This window comes from Polaromonas sp. P1_H6 (assembly GCF_056405195.1).
This window is the reverse complement of record NZ_JBFUCN010000018.1, coordinates 62495-82371: the sequence shown is the minus strand read 5'-3', so window position 1 is coordinate 82371 and position 19877 is coordinate 62495. Positions and strand designations below refer to the sequence as shown.

At 65.7% G+C, this 19877-nt stretch carries 26 protein-coding genes; 13 read left to right on the top strand and 13 right to left on the bottom strand.

The window, feature by feature from the left end; genetic code table 11:
• The 5 genes from glcE to AC1D1F_RS16835 form a co-directional block, all read left to right on the top strand.
• On the top strand, nt 1-1077 hold a 1077-nt coding region (gene glcE, locus AC1D1F_RS16855; protein ID WP_477700780.1), incomplete at its 5' end, for a glycolate oxidase subunit GlcE.
• An 8-nt stretch (nt 1078-1085) separates the two neighbouring features.
• Nucleotides 1086-1859 carry a YoaK family protein gene (locus tag AC1D1F_RS16850; RefSeq protein WP_477675006.1) on the top strand — a complete coding sequence of 258 codons (774 nt, stop codon included), beginning with the start codon at nt 1086-1088 and terminating at the stop codon, nt 1857-1859.
• A 4-nt stretch (nt 1860-1863) separates the two neighbouring features.
• A complete protein-coding gene (gene glcF / locus AC1D1F_RS16845; protein ID WP_477675005.1) occupies nt 1864-3090 on the top strand; it encodes a glycolate oxidase subunit GlcF in 1227 nt (408 codons plus the stop codon).
• An 82-nt stretch (nt 3091-3172) separates the two neighbouring features.
• The gene (locus tag AC1D1F_RS16840; protein ID WP_477675004.1) at nt 3173-3547 is read left to right on the top strand and encodes a VOC family protein; all 375 of its coding nucleotides are present in this window, start codon (nt 3173-3175) and stop codon (nt 3545-3547) included.
• Nucleotides 3548-3553: 6 nt separating this feature from the next.
• Nucleotides 3554-4063 carry an EVE domain-containing protein gene (locus tag AC1D1F_RS16835; RefSeq protein ID WP_477675003.1) on the top strand — a complete coding sequence of 170 codons (510 nt, stop codon included), beginning with the start codon at nt 3554-3556 and terminating at the stop codon, nt 4061-4063.
• A 50-nt stretch (nt 4064-4113) separates the two neighbouring features.
• On the opposite strand, the gene AC1D1F_RS16830 is transcribed toward AC1D1F_RS16835, so the two are convergent.
• Entirely contained in the window at nt 4114-4440 is a 327-nt protein-coding gene (locus tag AC1D1F_RS16830; RefSeq protein ID WP_477675002.1) for a DUF1330 domain-containing protein, read from the bottom strand.
• Between the two features lie 191 nt (nt 4441-4631).
• Here AC1D1F_RS16830 and AC1D1F_RS16825 point away from each other — a divergent pair, with 191 nt between their 5' ends.
• Nucleotides 4632-5324, top strand: a complete 693-nt coding sequence (locus AC1D1F_RS16825; protein ID WP_477675001.1) for a winged helix-turn-helix transcriptional regulator — start codon at nt 4632-4634, stop codon at nt 5322-5324.
• Here AC1D1F_RS16825 and AC1D1F_RS16820 read toward each other — a convergent pair.
• From AC1D1F_RS16820 to AC1D1F_RS16800, 5 genes are all read right to left on the bottom strand, one after another.
• Nucleotides 5321-5857, bottom strand: coding sequence for an N-acetyltransferase family protein (locus tag AC1D1F_RS16820; protein WP_477675000.1), 537 nt, complete (start codon nt 5855-5857; stop codon nt 5321-5323). The genes AC1D1F_RS16825 and AC1D1F_RS16820 overlap by 4 nt on opposite strands.
• An 8-nt stretch (nt 5858-5865) precedes the next feature.
• A complete protein-coding gene (locus AC1D1F_RS16815; RefSeq protein WP_477674999.1) occupies nt 5866-6450 on the bottom strand; it encodes a helix-turn-helix domain-containing protein in 585 nt (194 codons plus the stop codon).
• Nucleotides 6451-6499: 49 nt separating this feature from the next.
• Nucleotides 6500-6715: a hypothetical protein gene (locus AC1D1F_RS16810; RefSeq protein ID WP_477674998.1), complete on the bottom strand. Its 216-nt coding sequence runs from the start codon at nt 6713-6715 to the stop codon at nt 6500-6502.
• A gap of 122 nt (nt 6716-6837) precedes the next feature.
• Nucleotides 6838-7170 (bottom strand): hypothetical protein, encoded by a 333-nt coding sequence (locus tag AC1D1F_RS16805; RefSeq protein ID WP_477674997.1) that lies wholly within the window; start codon nt 7168-7170, stop codon nt 6838-6840.
• A 9-nt stretch (nt 7171-7179) separates the two neighbouring features.
• A complete protein-coding gene (locus AC1D1F_RS16800) occupies nt 7180-7473 on the bottom strand; it encodes a hypothetical protein (RefSeq protein WP_477674996.1) in 294 nt (97 codons plus the stop codon).
• Nucleotides 7474-7606: 133 nt separating this feature from the next.
• Between AC1D1F_RS16800 and AC1D1F_RS16795 the strand changes: the two genes are divergently transcribed.
• Nucleotides 7607-8302, top strand: a complete 696-nt coding sequence (locus tag AC1D1F_RS16795; protein WP_477696707.1) for a helix-turn-helix transcriptional regulator — start codon at nt 7607-7609, stop codon at nt 8300-8302.
• 3 nt (nt 8303-8305) lie between these two features.
• On the opposite strand, the gene AC1D1F_RS16790 is transcribed toward AC1D1F_RS16795, so the two are convergent.
• The 3 genes from AC1D1F_RS16790 to lplT form a co-directional block, all read right to left on the bottom strand.
• Nucleotides 8306-8800, bottom strand: coding sequence for a glutathione peroxidase (locus AC1D1F_RS16790; protein ID WP_477674994.1), 495 nt, complete (start codon nt 8798-8800; stop codon nt 8306-8308).
• Between the two features lie 123 nt (nt 8801-8923).
• A complete protein-coding gene (locus tag AC1D1F_RS16785; RefSeq protein WP_477696709.1) occupies nt 8924-9859 on the bottom strand; it encodes a DMT family transporter in 936 nt (311 codons plus the stop codon).
• Nucleotides 9859-11139, bottom strand: a complete 1281-nt coding sequence (gene lplT / locus AC1D1F_RS16780) for a lysophospholipid transporter LplT (protein WP_477696710.1) — start codon at nt 11137-11139, stop codon at nt 9859-9861. The genes AC1D1F_RS16785 and lplT overlap by 1 nt, the downstream gene beginning before the upstream one ends.
• A gap of 177 nt (nt 11140-11316) precedes the next feature.
• On the opposite strand from lplT, the gene alr reads away from it, so the two are divergent.
• The 3 genes from alr to AC1D1F_RS16765 all read left to right on the top strand — a co-directional run bounded on the left by alr (nt 11317) and on the right by AC1D1F_RS16765 (nt 13542).
• On the top strand, nt 11317-12411 hold the full coding sequence (gene alr, locus AC1D1F_RS16775; protein WP_477674991.1) for an alanine racemase: 1095 nt from the start codon (nt 11317-11319) through the stop codon (nt 12409-12411).
• Nucleotides 12412-12481: 70 nt separating this feature from the next.
• Nucleotides 12482-12949, top strand: a complete 468-nt coding sequence (locus AC1D1F_RS16770) for an N-acetyltransferase family protein (protein WP_477674990.1) — start codon at nt 12482-12484, stop codon at nt 12947-12949.
• A gap of 179 nt (nt 12950-13128) precedes the next feature.
• Entirely contained in the window at nt 13129-13542 is a 414-nt protein-coding gene (locus AC1D1F_RS16765) for a Cif family virulence factor (RefSeq protein ID WP_477674989.1), read from the top strand.
• A 6-nt stretch (nt 13543-13548) separates the two neighbouring features.
• Here the strand turns inward: AC1D1F_RS16765 and AC1D1F_RS16760 are convergent, their stop codons facing one another.
• From AC1D1F_RS16760 to AC1D1F_RS16745, 4 genes are all read right to left on the bottom strand, one after another.
• Nucleotides 13549-14442: an NAD(P)-dependent oxidoreductase gene (locus AC1D1F_RS16760; protein WP_477674988.1), complete on the bottom strand. Its 894-nt coding sequence runs from the start codon at nt 14440-14442 to the stop codon at nt 13549-13551.
• A gap of 61 nt (nt 14443-14503) precedes the next feature.
• Nucleotides 14504-15478, bottom strand: a complete 975-nt coding sequence (locus tag AC1D1F_RS16755) for a 2-dehydropantoate 2-reductase (RefSeq protein ID WP_477675014.1) — start codon at nt 15476-15478, stop codon at nt 14504-14506.
• Nucleotides 15479-15560: 82 nt separating this feature from the next.
• The gene (locus tag AC1D1F_RS16750; RefSeq protein ID WP_477674987.1) at nt 15561-16547 is read right to left on the bottom strand and encodes a Bug family tripartite tricarboxylate transporter substrate binding protein; all 987 of its coding nucleotides are present in this window, start codon (nt 16545-16547) and stop codon (nt 15561-15563) included.
• A 90-nt stretch (nt 16548-16637) separates the two neighbouring features.
• Nucleotides 16638-17039 (bottom strand): 5-carboxymethyl-2-hydroxymuconate isomerase, encoded by a 402-nt coding sequence (locus tag AC1D1F_RS16745; protein ID WP_477674986.1) that lies wholly within the window; start codon nt 17037-17039, stop codon nt 16638-16640.
• An 87-nt stretch (nt 17040-17126) separates the two neighbouring features.
• Between AC1D1F_RS16745 and radA the strand changes: the two genes are divergently transcribed.
• The 3 genes from radA (at nt 17127) to AC1D1F_RS16730 (ending at nt 19810) form a co-directional block, all read left to right on the top strand.
• Entirely contained in the window at nt 17127-18506 is a 1380-nt protein-coding gene (gene radA / locus AC1D1F_RS16740; protein WP_477696711.1) for a DNA repair protein RadA, read from the top strand.
• Nucleotides 18507-18529: 23 nt separating this feature from the next.
• Nucleotides 18530-19327: a metallophosphoesterase family protein gene (locus AC1D1F_RS16735; protein ID WP_477674984.1), complete on the top strand. Its 798-nt coding sequence runs from the start codon at nt 18530-18532 to the stop codon at nt 19325-19327.
• Nucleotides 19328-19396: 69 nt separating this feature from the next.
• The gene (locus tag AC1D1F_RS16730; RefSeq protein ID WP_477696712.1) at nt 19397-19810 is read left to right on the top strand and encodes a glycerate kinase; all 414 of its coding nucleotides are present in this window, start codon (nt 19397-19399) and stop codon (nt 19808-19810) included.
• Nucleotides 19811-19877: the final 67 nt, after the last annotated feature.

Genomic DNA, 19877 nt, shown 5'->3' with positions numbered 1-19877 from the left:
GATACCGACATCAGCGCCGCGCTGGCCGAGCGCGTGCGCGCGGCCGCCGCCGCGCGCACGCCGCTGCGCCTGCGCGGCGGCGGCAGCAAGGATTTTTACGGCCAGGCCCTTGCGGGCGACATCCTTGACATCCGGCCGCACAAGGGCGTCATCAGTTATGAACCCAGCGAGCTGGTGGTCACTGCGCGCGCCGGGACCTCGCTGGCCGAACTCGAGGCGCTGCTGGCCGAGCAAGGCCAGTGCCTGCCCTTTGAGCCGCCGCATTTCGACGGCACGCAAGCCAAAGCCACCGTGGGCGGCATGGTTGCCAGCGGCCTGAGCGGCCCGGCCCGCGCCAGTGCGGGCGCCGTGCGCGACTACATGCTGGGCGTGGTGCTGCTCAACGGCAAGGGCGAACGCCTGGTTTTCGGCGGCCAGGTCATGAAGAACGTCGCCGGCTACGACGTGTCGCGCCTGATGGCCGGTTCGCTCGGCACGCTGGGCGTCTTGCTCGAGGTGTCTCTCAAGGTATTGCCTGTTGCGCCCATGGAGGCCACGCTGGTCTTCGACATGGATGAAGCCGCCGCCCTGCAACAGCTCAACCGCTGGGGCGCCATGCCGCTGCCCGTGAACGCTTCCTGTTGGCGGAGCGGGCGGCTGTGGGTGCGCCTGCGTGGGGCGAAAGCGGCTGTCGCCGCCGCGCAAACCTCCATGGGCGGGGAAGTTCTGGACAGCGATGCGGCCCACCATTGGACCGCGCTGCGTGAGCAGGCCCAGCCCTTCTTCGCCTTGCAAGCTGATGAGTCGCTGTGGCGGCTCAGCGTGCCCGACACAGCGCCGCCACTCGAGCTGGGCGAGACGCTGGTGGAATGGGGCGGCGCACAGCGCTGGCTCAAGCGGCCCGACAGCGACGCGGCACTGGTGCGCGAGGCGGCGGCCCAGGCCCATGGCCACGCCACGCTGTTCCGCTCGGCCGGCAAATCCGCGCCGGTGTTCTCCGCGCTCAAACCGCCGCTGGACCGCATACACCGCGAACTCAAGAAGCAGTTCGACCCGGCGGGTGTCTTCAACCCCGGCCGCCTGTACGCGGACTGGTAAGGCAGGACATGCGACGCCTCCGCCACCTGACCGGGCAGCACCGGACACCCTCCATCAATCGCCTGCTCGGTGGTTTGCTGGCCTTTAACGCCGGCGCCATCAATGCGGGTGGTTTTCTGGTGGTCGGCATGTACACCTCGCACATGACGGGATTCGCCTCCCTGCTGGCCGACAACCTTGTCCTGGGCCACATGACATTGGCACTGGGCGCCGTAGGCGCACTGCTGGCCTTTGTCACCGGCGCCGCCGTGACGGCCGTGCTGGTGAACTGGGCGCGCCAGCATCATCTGCGCAGCGAATACGCCTTGCCCCTGCTGCTGGAAGCCGTGCTGATGCTGTTGTTCGGGCTGCTGGGCGCGACACTGAACCGCCAGACCCCGTTTGCCGTGCCGCTGACCGTGCTGGTGCTGGCCTTCACCATGGGCCTGCAGAACGCCCTGGTCAGCAAAATCTCGTCCTCACAGATCCGCACCACCCACATGACCGGCGTGATCACCGACCTGGGCATCGAGTTCGGCAAGATGTTTTACTGGAACCGCACCGGCAGCCCGCCCGAGTCGCGTGTGCGCGCCAACCGCATCAAGCTGCGGCTGTTCGGCACCTTGCTGGCGATGTTCATCGCCGGTGGCGTGGTCGGCGCGGCCGGGTTCAAGTACGTCGGCTTTGTCTGGGTTGTGCCGCTTGCCCTCATGCTGCTGGCGCTGTCGCTGCCGCCCCTGTATGCGGATTTCCGGCGCGCCCGGCGCAAGGCCCTTGCCGTGGCACTGAAAGAGGCGCCCTGACTTTATGCAAACCCATCTCGCCCCCGAATTCAAGAACAGCGCCGAAGGCCGCGAGGCCGAAGCTATTTTGCGCAAATGCGTGCACTGCGGCTTTTGCACCGCCACCTGCCCGACCTACCAGCTGCTGGGCGACGAACTCGACGGCCCGCGCGGCCGCATCTACCTGATCAAGCAGGTGCTGGAAGGCGAAGCGCCCACACGCAAGACCCAGCTGCACCTGGACCGCTGCCTCACCTGCCGTAACTGTGAAAGCACCTGCCCCAGCGGCGTCGAATACGGCCACCTGGTCGACATAGGCCGCAAGCTGGTCGACGAGCGCGTGCCGCGCCCGGCCGGCGAGAAAGCCTTGCGCTGGGTGCTGAAGGAAGGCCTGCCCTCACCGCTGTTCGCGCCCGCGATGAAGGCCGGCCAGGCCGTGCGCGGCCTGCTGCCCGCGGCCCTCAAGAACAAGGTGCCGCCCAGGCAGGACGCCGGCGCCTGGCCGCGGCGCACGCATGCGCGCAAGATGCTGATGCTGGAAGGCTGCGTGCAGCCGGCCATGATGCCCAACATCAACGCCGCCACCGCGCGCGTGCTGGACGCGGCCGGCATAGAAACCGTGCTGGCGCCCAAAGCCGGCTGCTGCGGGGCGGTGAAGTTTCACCTCAACGACCACGAAGGCGGCAAGGACCAGATGCGGCGCAACATCGACGCCTGGTGGCCGCATATCCCGGAAGGTGGCGGCGTGGAAGCCATCGTCATGAATGCCTCCGGCTGCGGCGTCACCGTCAAGGAATACGGCCACATGCTCAAGGACGATCCGGCCTATGCGGCCAAGGCCGCGCGCATCAGCGAACTCACGCGCGACCTCAGCGAACTGATGCCCGAACTGGTGGGCGAGCTGCAGGGCAAGGTCAAGGCCCGGGCCGGCGCATTGGTGTTCCACCCGCCGTGCACCTTGCAGCACGGCCAGCAGTTGCGCGGCGGGGTCGAGACGCTGATGGGCGCGCTGGGTTTCCAGGTGACGGTGGCCGCCGCCGAATCGCACCTGTGCTGCGGCTCGGCCGGCACTTACTCGGTGCTCAATCCGGACATCGCCTACCAGCTGCGCGATCGCAAGCTCGGAAATCTTCAGGCATCGGCACCCGAGACCATCATCTCCGCCAATATCGGCTGCATTACGCACCTGCAAAGCGGCACGGCGACGCCGGTGCGGCATTGGGTGGAAGTGCTGGACGACGCGCTTTTCTGACCGTTTCCGAAACACGCTACTGACACTACGTTGTCAGTAGCCTCCCGGCACCATCAAGGCTTCTTCAACAAAGGAGCCTCTCATGAAAAACGCCATCACCTGGTTTGAAATCCCCAGCACCGACTTGAACAAGGCCCAAGCCTTTTACGAAGCCGTGCTCGAGTGCAAGATGCGCCGCGAGCCCATGGGCCCGTCCCAAGGCGCGGTGTTTCCCTATGAAGCAGAAACGGGCGTGGGCGGCGCGATCCTGGCCGGCCCCACCGCGCCTGCACCGGCGTCCGGCGGCACCCTGATTTACCTCGATGCCTCGCCGTCGCTCGATGCCGCCCTGGCACGCGCCGTCAAAGCCGGCGGCAAGGTCGCCTTGCCACGCCAGGCGCTGCCGCCCGGCCTGGGATTTTTTGCGCACATCACCGACCTGGACGGCAACCGCGTCGGTCTGCACGCGCTGGCCTGAACGGCGATGGGCCGCAAGAACTGGATCGCCGTTGCGAGCGCCGAGCATGCGCGGCGTGGCTGCGAGACACCAAGCACCGGCTACATGCAGGTGTGCCACGGCAAATGCGCGCCGCTCAAGCGTATGGTTGCCGGAGACCGGGTAGCCTACTATTCGCCCGCACTGACCATGGGCGGCAAAGATAAATTCCAGCGCTTTGTCTCCATAGGCGTGGTGCAGGCCGGCGAGCCCTATGCCTTTGACATGGGCGGCGGCTTTGTGCCCTTCCGCCGCGACGTGGCTTACGTGGCCACGCGCGAGGTGTCCATACTGCCCTGGCTGGACGAGTTCGAGTTTGTGGAAAACCGCCAGCACTGGGGCTACAAGTTCCGCTTCGGCCTGTTCGAGGTCAGCGACCACGACATGCGGCTGGTCGCAAGGGCCATGCGGGCCGACCTGGGGGCGCTGGACCTGCAGACCGATGCAAGCCAAAGCCCGGCCCGGCCTCCAGGCCGGCAGATGGCGCTCCTGCCGTGAACGCAATGCCTGCGGCATGAGCCGCAGGCACCGCTTCACGGGGCTCCGGCTTACGCGGCCTTGAGGTAAGGCACGGTACCCGCGATGTCAGTATCGTCAATCATGTAGAACTGGCTGGTGCTGCCGGCCTGCCGTGCCTTGACATAGGGCTGGTAGGCGGGATCATTGACAAAGGCTTCCAGCGCGGCCTTGGCCGGGAACTGCATCACGGCAACCAGCGTGCAATCCTTGTGCGCGCCTTCCAGCGGCGTGATGTTGCCGCTGCGGGACAGGTATTTGCCGCCCTGTTTGGCGACCAGCTTGTGGACATTCGCCGCATACTCGGGCACCCAGGCGTCGTTGGTGATCTTGATTTCGGCAATTAAAAATACGCTCATATCGCTTTTCCAGTCTGCTTTGGTTGGTCAGGTTGTTGAAACAGGGCGGCATCTTCTGCCGTCCCTTGAAAAGTATCCGGCGATGGCGGGTTTGCCTCCAGTCACGAATCTGGACGGGCCGGTACAGTTTTGTGACTAGTCTTTGCGCCCGTGGGCTTCCAAGCTTGCCGGCGCCAACCAAAGGACCCGCCGTGACCCAAGCCAGCTACAAACAGTTTTGCCCCCTCGCCATGGCGACCGAGGTGCTGTGCACCCGCTGGACGCTGGTGCTGGTCCGCGAGTTCATCGCCGGCTCCACGCGCTTCAATGATTTGCGGCGCGGCGTTCCCAAGATGTCGCCCACGCTGCTGTCCCAGCGCCTGAAAGAGCTGGAGGCGGCAGGCGTCATCGAACGCAAGCGCCTGCCTTCGGAGAAAGATGTTTTCGACTACCACCTCACCGAGGCCGGGCGCGAACTGGCGGGCGTTGTCGATGCGCTGGGCAATTGGGGGCAGAAGTGGGTGGGAAGCGATGCCTCGCTGAGGCACCTGGACCCCGGTTTGCTGATGTGGGACATGCGGCGCAACCTCAATCCCGAGCCGCTGCCGCGCAAGCGCACCGTGATCCAGTTTCTCTACGCCGACCTGCCTTCGTCGCAAAGCCACTGGTGGCTGGTGGTGGAGCCCAGAGGCGAGGTCGACCTGTGCTGGTCCGACCCGGGCTTTGAAATCAATTTATTTGTGACCACCGACCTGCGCACCATGACCTCCATCTGGATGGGGCTGAGTTCGGTCGAGAGCGAGCGCGCCAAACTGAAGCTCTCAGGCCCCCGCGACATCATCCAGTCCATGCAGTCCTGGCTGGGCCTGAGCCCGTTTGCCGTCGTCAAAAAGCAGGTGGCTTAGTTTTCCGTTGGTAGCTCGCGGTAAAACACCGTGGTGCCCACCAGTCCGCCGCGCGGCAACAGCGCATAGCCGGGAATCACGCCCACGCGCTGCCAGCCCAGGCGCTGGTACAGGCGCTCACCGTTGTCACCGGTCACGGTATCCAGCACCAGCAAGGTCTTGTCGCAGTCGCGCGCCATGCTTTCGGCGCCGCGCATCAAGGCCTCGCCCAGGCCCTGGCGCCGGCAGCGGCGGTGCACCAGCATCTTGGCCAGGTCGGCGCGGTGCGGCTGGTTCTCGGGCTGGGCCAGCACCAGTTGCACCGTGCCGCAAATGCCTTGCGCGTCTTCGGCGACCAGCAGCGCGCGCTCGCCCGCAGCCACGCCCTGCGCCACACCGCGCCAGAAGGCCGTGGCGCGTTCGCGCGACAGCGGGTGCATAAAACTCACCGAGGCGTCGCCTTCGACGCAATCGATGAGCACGTCGGCGAGTTCGAGAATCTGTTCGTCGGTGACGGCGGGCAGGCGCCGCAGCGACCAGGGTGCGGTGTTCATCACGAAGTTCAAGCCGGTTCGGTGGCGATCACCACCGCATAGCGTGCGGGCTTTCGCGTGGGGTTGTGGAACATCGTGGGGCGATCCAGCTGCATGGCCAGGCAGTCGCCCTCGCGCAGCGCGTGGCGTGCGTCGCCCAGCGTGATGTCGATGGCGCCTTCGAGCACCCAGACCTGCTGGTGCACACGCGCATCGCGCGCGCCGGTTTCAAAGGCCACCCGCCCGCCCGGGGGGAAGTGCACTTCCACGATCTGCATGGGCTGCGGCACGCCGGGCGGTGAGATGTTGCGCCGAAGGTAACCCGAAGCCGGGTCTTGCCACTGCAACTGGTCCGCGTGGCGCGCCACCGGGCTGGCGGGCGCCTGGGCGGCGGGCGCGTCAAACAGCGAAGCCAGCATCACGCCCAGGCCGGTGGCCAGCCGCTCCAGCACCACAGCGGTGGGGCTGCTTTCGCCGCGCTCGATCAGCGAAATCATGGAGCGGCTCACGCCGCTTTTGGCGGCCAGCGCGTCGAGCGACAGGCTTTTGGCGGCGCGCAGCTCGCGCACGCGCTCGGCAATGCGCTGGTTGAGGTCGGAGGAGGGTTCTGTCATGGTGGAATTTATTTTCCACCATGTTGGAAGTTATGTCCAGTGCTGGAGCCTACGAAAGGAACTTCCAGGCGATAGCGATAAGCAGGGAGATCACTACGCCAATCCCCAGTTTCTTCAGAATTCCGCCGATACGCTTGCCACTTGTTTGCAGCGAGAGTTTGGACGGAGCGGCTTCCCTGTTGATCACGGGAAACTGCTTAGACACTTCTATAAACCTCTCTCCTTCAATAATGAGGTTTTCTAACAGTGCCTTTTTTGTCTTCACTGGCGTTAGACCCGGCCTGCTTCAGGGAGTTTTTCATTGACGCAATAGACGGGTTAACCTGCCGTACGCTTTCAGAAACTGATTGTGTCAAGGGCCACTCCTGTTCATGTTCCGGCAAAGGGTTAGGCGCCCCGTCCCCCGAATGCACGGTGCAGCGCCCATAGCACCAGCCCGACACCCACGGCGGTGACGGCATAGATGTTCAGCACCTGCTTCCAGTTCAGTGGCACACGCTTGGCCTGGAAGGTTTGCTCCGTGTGATGCACTTCTCTGCCATGAAGATATGAGTGGTCGACAAATTGTTCATCGCTGAGCGGGTAGACCCGCCATGACGACAGTGGCAAGAGGGGCACTCCGATGATCACCACCCACAGCGTGGTGATGTACTGCCCGCCGATGTTGTGTTCTCGCTCCCCGTAGTAGCGTGTTCCGGTTCCGCTCATTGTGAAGGGCATGTGCTTTCCTCAAAAGATGTAGTGACTAAAGACGTACCAGGCGCCAGCAAGGCAGCCGGCCGTGAGAAGGTAGACATTCAGCACCTGGGCCCAGTTTAGAGAGACGGGTCTTGCTTGATAGGCTTGTCGGGTTCCATAGCTGGTCACAAGTTCGTCCGTAAGTGGGAAGACGCGCCAGGAACTGAGGGGCAGTATTGGAAGCCAGAAAAACACGATCCACTCGGTCGTAACGTACGATCCGCCGATATCGACATCTCGCTTGCCGTAGTACATGGTGCCGGAGCCGTTATGAATGGAGGGCATATTTATTTATTGGGTGGGTTGGTTTGCGGGCGTCTAACTTGGCGGTTGCAATCCAGTCTGGAGGAACTATAGCCGCGCTCAGCAATTGGGCCCCACGCGGTAAGCTCCAATCTTTTCAATCCCTTAACTCATCATGCGCCGCGCTGACCGCCTCTTTCATCTCGTCCAGCTGATCCGCGGCCGCCGCCTGAGCACGGCGGATTTCCTCGCCAAGCGGCTCGAGGTGTCGGAGCGCACCATCTATCGCGACGTGGCCGACCTGCAGCATCAGGGTGTGCCTATCGAGGGGGAGGCCGGCGTGGGTTACCGGCTGGGTGCGGGCTTTGACTTGCCGCCCTTGATGTTTACGCAAAAGGAAGCCAATGCGCTGGCCGCTTCGGTGCGCCTGGCCCAGGCCTGGCTGGACCCGGCCATGGCGGGCGATGCCGAGGCCGCCTGGGGCAAGATTTTTTCGGTCTTGCCGCCCGCGGCGCGTACGGCGGCCGAAGGTGTGCCGCTGTATGCGGTGGTGATCAATCCCGATGAGGCCACGCAGCGCAGCCTGCAGCGTTTGCGCGAGGCGGTGCATGCGCGGTGCAAGGTGGAGGTGCGCTACCTTGATGGGGCAGGGCGGGAAAGCCGGCGCGTGCTCTGGCCGCTGGGCTGCTTTTATTGGGGCAGTGTCTGGACGCTGGGCGCCTGGTGCGAAGCCCGGCAGGACTTTCGCAGCTTTCGCGTGGACCGCATGGCTGAGGTCGACGTGCTTGACGAGCGCGTGGGCCATGAAGCCGGCCGCACCTTGGCGGATTACTTGCGCTCGGTGAAGAAGGCCAACACCAAGCCGGCCTGAAGGTCAGGCGGCGAGCGCCGCTTCAATATCCTTGCCGAGATCCGCCGGCTTGTCGGATGGCGCATAACGCCTTATGACCTTCCCGTCCTTGCCGACCAGGAACTTGGTGAAATTCCATTTGATGGCCTTGATGCCGAGCAGGCCGGGCGCCTCGGCCGACAGCCATTGGTACAGCGGATGGGCGGCGGGGCCGTTGACGTCGATCTTGGACATCATGGGGAAACTCACGCCGTAGTTGACCTGGCAGAACTCGGCGATCTGGTCGTCGCTGCCGGGGTCTTGCGAGAGAAACTGGTTGCTGGGAAAGCCCAGGACCGCCAGGCCCTTGCCGGCATATTGTTTGTACAGCTCTTCCAGCCCGGCGAACTGCGGCGTGAAGCCGCATTTGCTGGCGGTGTTGACGATGAGCATGACCTTGCCCTTGAAAGCCTCCAGCGGCACGTCTTTGCCGGTGATGTCCTTGGCCTGGAAGTCGTAAACCGTTTTTGCTGCGCCCATGGTTGTCTCCTGTGTGAACTGCCATCGAAATGATGCAATTTCCCGCCGGGCCGCCCCAAGGGAAATTAGCCCCCACGGGGGGCAGCGCATTACGCGCTAGCGAAAAGCGTGGGGGCTATTGCTCTAGTGCGATTCTGCACCGCCGGGCGCGGTTTGGGGTGTCGCCGATGGGGCCATGGCTGCCAGCACGGCGGCCAGCACGATCAGGCTGCCGCCCAGCAGCACGCGCGGCGTGAGATCGGCGGCGCCCAGCGCGGCCGAGGACAGGCTGGCGAACAGGATTTCGGTCAGCATCACGATGGCCGTGGTGCCGGCGGCCAGGCGCGCCGCGCCATACTGCAGGCCGGCATTGCTGGCCATGAAGGCCAGCGCCAGCCCCAGCACCACCGGGATGCCGGCCGGCGCCAGTGCCGGCGCGGGCACCAGGGCCTGCGACATGCCGGCCAGCGCGGCGCAGGCTGCCATCAGCCCGCTGCCGCCGAACATGGCCAGCATGCGCGATTCGCTGGGCGTGTGTTTGTATTTGCGCAGCACGGCATTGGTCACCGCGAAGCTGAAGCCGCCCATGATGGCCAGCCAGTCGGCGCCGCTGTGCGGCACGGGCCAGGGAGATTCGGGCGTCTTGAGCACGATGAGCACGCCGGCCATGGCCAGCAGCAGGCGCAGCAGCGAGGCCGGCGTGGGTTTTTCGCCCAGCATGACCCAGGCCACCAGCACCGACCAGGCCGGCATCATGTAAAACAGCAGCACCACGCGCACCACGTCGCCCACGGTCACGGCCCAGTTGAAGCCGACGTTGGTCAGGCCGGAGGCGGCCGCCAGGAACCACAGCTGGGGATGGGCCAGGAAGCCGCGCCAGGCTTGCGGGCGCAGGGTCAGCAGGCCGGTGACCACGACCGCGTAGACCAGGGCCGTGGTCCACAGCGGGTGCAGGCCGTGGCCCTGCAGCTGGCGCAGCGGCCACCATGAAACGCCCCAGATGAAGGCGTTGAGTGTGAGTGCCAGAACGGCTTTGGACGTACCGCCAGGCACGGCGGCGCGTGTTGCGTCAACTTGCATCAGTGCGATTTATCGCTGCGGGCGATGCTCAGCAGGTGGTCGACCTGCTCTTTGTATTTGACGGTGTTGCTTTTGTGCCAGCGCTGGATCAGCCACATGAAGCCGGCCACCACCACGCCGAAGGCGGTGATGGCGCCGAAGGCCGACAGGCCCAGGCCGGTAGACAGGCTGTAGAAGGCGCCCAGGCTCAGGATGCAGGCCTGCTCGTTGAAATTCTGCACCGCGATGGAGCGTCCCGCGCCCATGAGGTTGTGGCCGCGGTGCTGCAGCAGCGCGTTCATGGGCACCACCAGGAAGCCGCCCAGGCCGCCCAGCAGGATCAGGAAGGGCGCGGCCACCCAGACGTTGCCGATGAAGTTCATCAGGATGACCAGCAGGCCCATGGCGATGCCCAGCGGCATGACGCTGGTGGCCTGGTCCAAGCGCATGCGCATGGAGGCTAGCACGGCGCCGACGGCCGTGCCTATGGCCACCACACCGACCAGCGAGGAGGCCTGCGAGGTGCTGTAACCCAGGGCCGCGGCGCTCCAGGCCAGCACGATGTAGCGCAGGTTGCCCGACACGCCCCAGAACAGGGTGGTGGTGGATAGGGAGATCTGGCCCAGCTTGTCGCGCCACAGCGCCGAGTTGCAGTTCCAGAAGTCGGGCAGCAGCTCGAGCTTGTTGCGCGGCATGGGCCGCATCTCGACGCCGGTGTCGGGGATGCGCGTGTTGAACCAGGCCGCGATGATGTACAGCAGGATCAGCACGGAGATCGCCGCTTCGGGCGCGGTGTCTATGCCGGTGTCGAAAACCGGGAAGTCAAAGGACAGCAGCAGGTTGGACACGGTGTGGCCGACCAGCTGGCCGCCCAGCAGCACGCCCAGGATGATGGAGGAAATCGTCAGCCCTTCGATCCAGCCGTTGGCTTTGACCAGCTGCGAAGCCGGCAGCAGTTCGGTCAGGATGCCGTATTTGGCGGGCGAATAGGCCGCGGCGCCCAGGCCGACGATGGCGTAGGCCAGCAGCGGATGCGAGCCGAACAGCATCATGAGGCAGCCGATCACCTTGATCGCGTTGCTCACGAACATGACGTTGCCCTTGGGTCGCGCATCGGCGAAAGCGCCCACAAAAGGGGCCAGCACGACGTAAAACAGGGCAAACATGGGAACCAGCGCCGCCGGCTGCCACTTGGGCGCCCCGCTGGTCTTGAGCAGCTCCACGGCGGCCACAAATAGCGCGTTATCAGCCAGTGAGCTGAAAAACTGGGCCGCCATGATGGTGTAAAAACCGCGCTTCATTAAACTGTTGTGGTCATTGCGGCACTGCATCAGCCGATCTGATGCTGCAAGATAAGGGTGAATGTCTCCAGACGATTCCGGTTTATAGCATGGGGGGCGGTGCCAGAATGAGAAAAGCCCTCGAATACGTTCCGGCCTGCCGACCCCGCTATCCCACACCAACCACATCACCGCGCCATGCCACGCCCCATTCTTGCCACCATCCATACCGCCGCACTGGCCCACAACCTGGGCCGCGCGCGCGAAGCCGCGCCCGACGCCAAGGTCTGGGCCATCGTCAAGGCCAATGCCTACGGCCACGGCATCGAGCGTGTTTTTGACGCGCTGCGCAGCGCCGACGGCTTTGCGCTGCTGGACCTGGCCGAGGCGCAGCGCCTGCGCGCGCTCGACTGGCGCGGCCCCATCCTGCTGCTGGAGGGCTGTTTTGACGCGCGCGACCTGGAGCTGTGCTCGCGCCTGGGGCTGTGGCATGCCATCCATTGCAACGAGCAGGTCGACATGCTGGCCGCCCACAAGACGCAGCTGCCGCACCGCGTGTTCCTCAAGATGAACTCGGGCATGAACCGCCTGGGCTTTCCGCCCGAGCGCTTCCGCGCGGCCTGGACGCGCCTGAACGCGCTGCCGCAGGTCGAGGAGATCACGTTGATGACGCACTTCTCCGACGCCGACGGCCCCAAAGGCATAGCCGCAGCGCTGCAGGCCTTCGACGCCGTCACGCACGACCTGCCCGGCGAGCGCACCTTGAGCAACAGCGCCGCCACGCTGCGCCACGGCGATGCGCTGGCCGGGCGTTCCGACTGGGTGCGGCCGGGCATCCTGGTCTACGGCAGCGCGCCCGATTTTCCCGAACACACGGCCGCCGGCTGGGGCTTGCAGCCGACGATGACGCTGTCGTCCAGAATCATTGGCGTGCAGGAACTCAAGGCCGGCGACACCGTGGGCTACGGCTCCAGCTTCACGGCCGACGGCCCGCTGCGCATAGGCATCGTGGCCTGCGGTTATGCCGACGGTTACCCGCGCCACTGCAGCACCGGCACGCCCATGCTGGTGGACGGCGTGCGCACCCGCATGGTGGGCCGCGTCAGCATGGACATGATCACGGTCGACCTCACGCCCGTGCCCGGCGCCGGCATGGGCAGCGAGGTGATCTTGTGGGGCCGCGCCGCCAAGGGCGCGGAGCTGCCGATTGACGAAGTGGCGCAGGCCGGCGGCACCGTGGGCTATGAGCTGATGTGCGCACTGGCGCAGCGCGTGCCGGTCGCGGTGGAATAGAGCCGTTGTGGTGCGCAAAAAATCCGGCACCACCCGGCCCGTGGAATTTACTGCCTGAGATCTCATCTTCATGACGAATACTTCTTCCCTCACCGTCCGCCCCATCCAGAAATCGGACCTCGCCGCCTGGCTTCCGCTTTGGGCCGGCTACAACCGCTTTTACGGCCGCTCCGGCCCCACGGCGCTGGCGGACGAGGTCACCGCCATGACCTGGTCGCGCTTCTTTGATTCCTATGAGCCGGTGCACGCGCTGGTTGCCGAAGCCGGCGGCGAACTCGTGGGCCTCACGCACTACCTGTTTCACCGCAGCACGACGCGCATAGTGCCCGTCTGTTACCTGCAGGATTTGTTCACGGCCGAATCGGTGCGCGGCCGCGGTGTCGGCAAGGCGCTGATCGAGGCCGTCTATGAACAAGCCCGGGCGGCGGGATGCGACCGGGTGTATTGGCAAACCCACGAAACCAATGCCACGGCGATGCGGCTGTACGACCAGGTGGCGGAGAAATCCGGTTTTGTGGTTTACGCCAAGGCGCTGTAGCCCCCGCTGTCGCGCCCTTCGCGCCGGCCCACACGCAGTGTAGGTTTTGGCGGACGCCAGCCCTTGCCGCGACCGGCTAATTTTTAATTGGGGCCGCTCGAAACCCACGCGTCGCCCGCTGTGATGCCATGCCGGTGAAGCCTTGCAGCCGTTCGGGATGCCGGCGTCAAGGAGTGTCCATGAGCCAGTCTGAGACCAAAAAAGAGCTGGACTTGCGGTCCGTGCTCGAAACATTCGCCAAAGCTTTTACCCGCGGCGACGGCAAGACCGCTGCGACCTGCTGGGAAGTCCCCGCACTGATCGTCGCGGACCAGGGCACCAAGGCCGTCGCCACGCTGCGGGAGGTCGAAGATTTCTACGGCGGCGCCGCCAAACAGTACAAGGACATGGGCATTACCGACACGCGGCCCGAAGTCCAGTCCGTCACCTGGCTGACGGACAAGCTGGCCTCCGTCCATGTGCGCTGGCCTTACCTCGATGCCAAGGGCCAGGCGCGGCCGGAGTCGGAGGCCTCGACCTATGTCATGCGTGTCGGCGACGACGGCCGGCCAAGGATTAACGTCGTCGTCATGATGGGATTCAAAAAGGGCTGAGCGGATTTATTGCGGCGCGATCTTTGCACCCGTGAGTTTTTCCTGCGCCTTCACGAGCGCCGGAACGAATTCCTTGCCATGGCCCAGCGCGCTGGCCGTCACCAGGCTCTGGTGCACGGCTTCGCCGACGAAGGACGGCACTTTCACCATCTCGGCCAGGTGGGTGTAGTAGCGCAAGTCCTTGCGCGCGTTGTCGAGTTCGAACTTGATGCCGGCGAAGTCGCCGCCCAGGGTCTTGGCCATGGCCTGGAACAGGCCGGAGTTGACCGCGCCGGCGGACACCACGTCGACCAGCTTTTGCGGTTCAATGCCGGCCAGCGCGCCCACGGCGAAAGCTTCGGCCGTTGCCGTGCAGACGGCCTGGCCTATGAAGTTGTTGAGCAGCTTGACGACGTGGCCGGCGCTGGGGCCGCCGACGTGGAAGATGTTTTCGCAATAGGCCGCCAGCACGGGGCGGATCTTGTCGAACACCGCCTGCTCGGCGCCCACCATGGTGTTGAGTTTGCCGAGTTCGGCCTCCACCGGCGTGCGCGCCAGCGGCGCGTCGACCAGCGTGGCGCCGCGCTCGGCGCATAAGGTGGCCAGGCGGCGCGTGGATTCGGGCTCACTGGTCGAGGTGTCGATCACGATGAGGCCGGCTTTGGCTTTGGAGAGCACACCGTTCGCACCCAGCAGGGTTTCCTCGACCTGCGGCGAGCCGGTCACGCAGATCACCACGGCGTCGCAGGCCCCAAGTTCGGCGGGGCTGGCGGCCTGTTTCGCGCCGGCGGCCAGCAGGTCGGCTACGCGCTCGGTATTGCGGTGAACGGTGAGGCTGAGCGTAAAGCCCTTGGCCAGCAGGTTGCGCGCGATGCCGTGGCCCATCAGGCCCGATGCGCCTATGACGCCTATGTGTTTCATGCTGTCTCCTGGAAAAATGGTGGTGAAAGAATTGAGTAGAGAGGAATAGAGAGGCGGGGATTCAGTACAGGCCCTTGACCCGCGCCTGCAGCCGCGCCAGGCCCAGCAAGGCGTCGGTGCAGGGCGTGGGCACGCCTGTCAGCTGGCCCAGTTCGCGCACAGCCGTGACCAGCGCATCGAGCTCCACCGGTTTGCCGGCCTCCACGTCCTGCAGCATGGAGGTCTTGAAGGCGCCCAGCTTGCGCGTGATGACGTGGCGCTCTTCGGGAGTCTGGTTGATGGGGATGCCGATGCGCGCGCCGATTTCCTTGGCTTCCAGCATGATGCTGTGGGTAAAGGCGGTTACCAGTTCATCGTCGAGGACGCGGTCCATGGTCGCGCCGGTCAGCGCGCTGATGGGGTTGGCGGTCATATTGCCCCAGAGCTTGAACCAGATGTCTTTCTGGATCTGGTCGGACACCGGGGCCTCGAAGCCGGCTTTTTCGAGCAATGCGGCAAACTGCAGCACGCGGGCCGTCTTGTCACCCGAAGGCTCGCCGATGATGAGTTTGTTGCCGAAATGGTGGTGCACCTGGCCGGGTTCGTCGAGCGAGCAGCTCGCATGCACCACGCAGCCGACGATGTGGCGGGCCGGGATGGCCTGAGAGATCTCGCCCGTTGGGTCCACCGAACTCAGGCGCGTGCCGGCCAGCGCGCCGCCAAAGCCCTGCAAAAACCACCAGGGCACGCCGTTCATGGCGGTCAGCACCAGGGTGTCGGGGCCCAGCAGCGGGGCGATGTGGCGCGCGACTTCGGGCAGCGAGGGCGCCTTGACGGCCAGCACCACGAGGTCCTGCACGCCGAGTTCGGCCGGCACGGCGCTGGAGGCCACGGCCTGCGACGTGATCTGGCCGCCCTGGTTCAGGCGAAGGCCGTGCAGCTGCAGGGCCTGCAGCGTGGCGCCGCGCGCCACCACGCTGACGCTGCAGCCGGCGCGCGCCAGTCCCATACCGATCCAGCCGCCTATGGCGCCGGCGCCGTAAATACATACCTTCATGCTGTTGCCCATGGTTTTCTTAATCACAACACCGGCCGCCCGGCGTAAAGGGCGGCGCTTGCTCACCAACGGGGGTAAAGGCTTAGCCTTCGGGGGTAAAGCCCACGGCCTTGACCAAGGGACCCCACAGCTCGGTATCAGCCTTGAGCATAGCGGCCAGCTGGGCCGGCGAGGTGGGCGCCGGCTCCAGGAAGGACACGGCCAGCCCGTCGATCACCTCTTGCGAGGCCAGGGCGGAGCGGATGCCGGCGTTCAGGCGCTGCACCACGTCCTGCGGCGCCTTGGCGGGCAGGAAGAAGCCGAACCATTCGGTAAAGGCCATGTCCTTGAAGCCCTGCTCCACGAGGGTGGGCGTGTTGGGCGTGAAGCGGCTGCGTTTGGGGCCGCTGGTGGACAGCAAACGGCATTTGCCGGCCGCCACATGCTGGGTGAATTCGCCGGTGGGGCCGGACACGGCGGCGATCTGGCCGCCCACCATGTCCAGCACCGCAGGCTGGGTGCCGCGGAAAGCGACGTGGCGCAGGTCCACATTGCCGGCGCGGCCCAGCAGCGCGCCTATGAAGTGCGGCGAGGAGCCGGCCGCCGGCGAGCCGAAGTTGGCTTGGCCGGGGTTGGCCTTGCACCAGGCGAGGAAGTCGGGCACGTTCTTCACGCTGGCCGGCACCATGGGGCCGACGGCAAAGCCGTAGTCAAAAATCGCCGCGGCCGACACCGGAGTCAGGTCGGCCACCGGGTCGTAGGGCAGTTTTTTGTAGGTGTGGGGATAGATGCCCAGCATGGACATGGGTGTGAGCAGCACGGTCGCGCCATCGGGCGCGGCCGTCTTGACGAACTGCACGGCGATCTGGCCGCCCGCGCCGGTCTTGTTCTCGACCACCGCGCTTTTGGCATAGCCAGGGTGCAGCTTGTCGGCCACGCGGCGCGAGACGATGTCGGCGGTGCCGCCGGGCGCGAAGCCGGCGATGACCTTGGTGCTGTCAAGGGCCTGGGCCCAGGCTTGCCGGCCGATGCCAGCCAGCAGGGCGGCGGCGCTGGAAGACTGGATGAGCTGGCGGCGCGAGATATTCATGGTGTGTCCTCAGGAGGGCTGGGGGGAGTCGGTCGGAGTGCGGAAAAGCTATTGTCTGTAAAAGCGCGCTGCCGTGCACGATGGCGGGGTTCAGCTCAGATGCGCGGCGAGGTTGTTGCGCTTGCCTTCATAGGCTGGCGCGGCCTCGTCGATATGCAGCGTCAGGCCGACGGCGTGCTGGGCGAACACCGGGTCGAGGTGCGCGCTTGCGGCGGCCAGCAGGGCATCGCCGGCGCGCTTTTTGAGCGCCTCGCTGCGGCCCGGCGTGATCAGCAGGTTCATATAGATAAAAGCGCGGCCGGGCTGGCCGTCGGCCACCGCGAAGTGCGGCGCCGGCCAGGCCATGACCCGCGTGCCGGCGACCGGGAACAGCGGCGCCACGCCGTCTTCAGCGCGCAGCGCCACCAGGGTGGCGGCCAGGGTGTTGCAGAGCTGGCCCATGTCGGTGAGGGCGTCGAGGTTGGCGGTGTATTGAATGTTCAGGTGCGGCATGGCAAGGTACGGGGAATGCGGGGATGGCGGAATTCCCGCATCATGACCAAAACGCAAAGCCTGGTTATTTGTACAGTAACATCGCGCATGGCCAAAGACAAAACGATTTACACCTGCACCGAATGCGGCGGCACCAGCCCCAAGTGGCTGGGCAAGTGCCCGCACTGCAATGCCTGGAACACGCTGATCGAATCGGCCGCCGAGAGCAACGCGCCGGCCAAGAACCGCTACAGCAGCCAGTTCCAGTCGCTGGCCAAGGCTTCAGAAGTCACTGCGCTGTCCGACATCGAAGCCACCGACATGGAACGCACGCCCACCGGCCATGAGGAACTGGACCGCGTACTGGGCGGCGGCATCGTCGAGGGCGGCGTGGTGCTGATAGGCGGCGATCCCGGCATCGGCAAATCGACCTTGCTGCTGCAGGCGCTCGATTCGCTGCAGCGCGCCGGGCTCAACACCCTCTACGTCACCGGTGAAGAAAGCGGCGCCCAAGTTGCGCTGCGCTCGCGCCGGCTGGGGCTGGACGGCTCGCAGGTCAAGGTGTTGGCCGAGATCCAGCTTGAAAAAATTCTTGCCACGCTGGAAGCCACCCAACCGGCAATCGCGGTCATCGATTCCATCCAGACCGTGTATTCCGACCAGCTCACCTCGGCGCCAGGCTCGGTGGCGCAGGTGCGCGAGTGCGCGGCCCACCTCACGCGCGCGGCCAAGTCCAGCGGTGTGTGCATCGTGCTGGTAGGCCACGTGACCAAAGAGGGCGCGCTGGCCGGCCCGCGCGTGCTGGAACACATGGTGGACACCGTGCTTTATTTTGAAGGCGACACACATTCGAGCTTTCGCCTGGTGCGCGCCATCAAGAACCGCTTCGGCGCAGTCAACGAAATCGGTGTGTTCGCGATGACGGAAAAAGGCCTCAAGGGCGTCGCAAATCCGAGCGCCATCTTTTTGAGCCAGCACAGTGAGCCGGTGCCCGGCAGCTGCGTGCTGGTGACGCTGGAAGGCACGCGGCCCATGCTGGTGGAAATCCAGGCGCTGGTCGACAACGGCGGGCCCAGCCCGCGGCGCCTGTCGGTGGGCCTGGACCGCGACCGCCTGGCCATGCTGCTGGCCGTGCTGCACCGCCATGCGGGCGTGGCCTGCATGGACCAGGACGTGTTCGTCAACGCCGTGGGCGGTGTGCGCATCAGCGAGCCGGCGGCCGACCTGGCCGTGATGCTGGCCATTACCTCGTCCTTGCGCGGCAAGCCGCTGCCCAAGGGTTTTATCGCCTTTGGCGAGGTCGGCCTGGCCGGCGAGGTGCGCCCGGCGCCGCGCGGCCAGGAGCGCCTCAAGGAAGCGGCCAAGCTGGGTTTCAGCGTGGCCGTGGTGCCCAAGGCCAATGCGCCCAAAAAGCCCATCGAGGGCCTGGCCATCCACGCCGTCGAGCGGGTGGAAGAGGCCATGGAAGTGGTGCGTAGCCTGAGTTAAAAATCGACTCGAAGGACAAACCCATGAAACTCGCCGCCATCTCCGACATCCACGGCAACCTGCCGGCGCTTGAGGCCGTGCTGGCCGACATCGAACAGCAGGGTGTGGACCAGATCGTGAACCTCGGCGACATCCTGAGCGGGCCGCTGCAGCCGGCCGAAACCGCCGACCTGTTGATGGCGCGCGGCTTCACCACGATTCGCGGCAACCACGAGCGGCAGGTGCTGGAACTCATCGACCAGGGCCAGTACCTGGACCCGCTGGGCACCGACGGCTACACGGCCGCCCAGTTGACGGCGGCGCATGTGGCCTGGATACGCGGGCTGCCCGAAAGCCTGGAACTTGCCGGCGGTGACATCCTGCTGTGCCACGGCACGCCGGGCAGCGACCTGGTCTACTGGCTGGAAACCACGGTTCCGGGGTTCGGCCGTGGAGGTGCGGGCCACGCCACCGGCATACGGCCGGCCACGGAGGATGAAGTGCGGGAACGCCTTGGCACTGCGGCGCAGGGCGGGCATTCGCTGGTCCTGTGCGGCCACACCCATGTGCCGCGCCTGGTGCAGTGCGGCAAGGTGCTCATCGTGAACCCCGGCAGTGTCGGCCTGCCGGCCTATGACGACGAACACCCGCACCCGCACGTGGTGGAAAACGGCGCGCCGCACGCGCGCTACGCCATCGCCGAAAAAACCGCTGCGGGCTGGCGGGTCGATTTGCGCGCCGTGCCCTACGGCCACGAGGCGCAATCGCGGGTGGCGGCGGGCCGCGGACGCGCCGACTGGGCGCATGCGCTGGCCACGGGCTGGGCCGCGCGGGCGGCCTGAAAAGCGGGTTTCAGTGGCCTACGCACTCCCCGCAGTCCGGTGGCCCGCCGGGGCTGCGAAAATAGCGCCATGAACTTCCAGAAAATCCTTGTTCCCGTGGCCGGCGTCGCGGCTGTTGTGCTGGGCTATCGCTTTTACGGCTGGGCCGGTGTGGCCGCGGTCGCCGGCGGCGCGGTCATGTGGGTGCTGCTGCATTTCACGCGCATGATGCAGGTCCTGAAACGCGCGGCCAATCGCCCCATCGGCTATGTTGACAGCGCGGTCATGCTCAATGCCAAGCTCAAGCCCGGCATGACGCTGCTGCATGTCGTGGCCATGACGCGGGCCCTGGGCGAGCGGGTTTCCGCCGAGGACGCGCAGCCCGAGATCTTCCGCTGGACCGACGCCGGCGAGTCGAAGGTCACCTGCACCTTTGTGGGCGGCAAACTGGCGGACCACGAGCTTTTCAGGCCCGCGCAGGACGCGGCGCCACCCGCCCCGTAAAATCCGTATTTCAGGTTTTCCGGGCGCGCCCCCGCGGTGCACCCGGGGCCCCGCATCACCCCACTCA